Genomic DNA, 761 nt, shown 5'->3' on the forward strand with positions numbered 1-761 from the left:
AAAACTTGGCCGCATTAAAGAGCACTTGCTGTTTGGCACATCCCACATGATCCCGTTTATCGTTGCGGGCGGTGTGTTGTTGTCGTTGTCGGTGATGATCTCTGGTCACGGTGGTGTACCACAAGAGGGCATTTTGGCCGATATTGCCCAAATGGGGATTGCTGGCCTGACATTGTTTACTGCCGTTCTTGGCGGTTACATTGCTTATTCCATTGCCGACAAGCCGGGCCTTGCGCCGGGTATGATTGGATCTTGGATTGCGGTCAGTCATTACAATACGGGTTTTTTAGGTGCAATTGTGGTCGGCTTTTTTGCTGGCTTTGTCGTTTGGCTACTAAAGAAAATTCAGCTACCAGATAGCATGAGTTCGCTTGGCTCGATTTTTATTTATCCGCTAGTCGGTACGTTTGTTACTTGCGGCGCGGTGATGTGGGTGATAGGTGCTCCGATTGCCAGCGCAATGACCACCATGAACGAAGTGCTGACGGGCATGGCGGGCTCAGGCAAAGTAATGCTCGGAACTGTGCTTGGGGCAATGACCGCGTTTGATATGGGCGGCCCAATTAACAAAGTGGCGACGTTGTTTGCTCAAACCCAAGTGAACACGCAACCATGGTTGATGGGCGGGGTCGGTATTGCGATTTGTACGCCGCCATTGGGGATGGCACTAGCAACGTTTTTGGCGCCGAGTAAATTCAAGCGAGATGAACGCGAAGCGGGGCAAGCCGCAGGTATTATGGGGATGATCGGCATCAGCGAAG

General features: G+C 51.6%; 1 protein-coding gene. It reads left to right on the forward strand.

Annotated features, from left to right (window positions below):
* A partial coding sequence (locus R7Z77_RS25180; RefSeq protein ID WP_318137021.1) for a fructose-specific PTS transporter subunit EIIC occupies window positions 1-761 on the forward strand: 761 nt, incomplete at both ends.

The sequence above is a fragment of the Vibrio sp. 1401 genome (assembly GCF_033340295.1).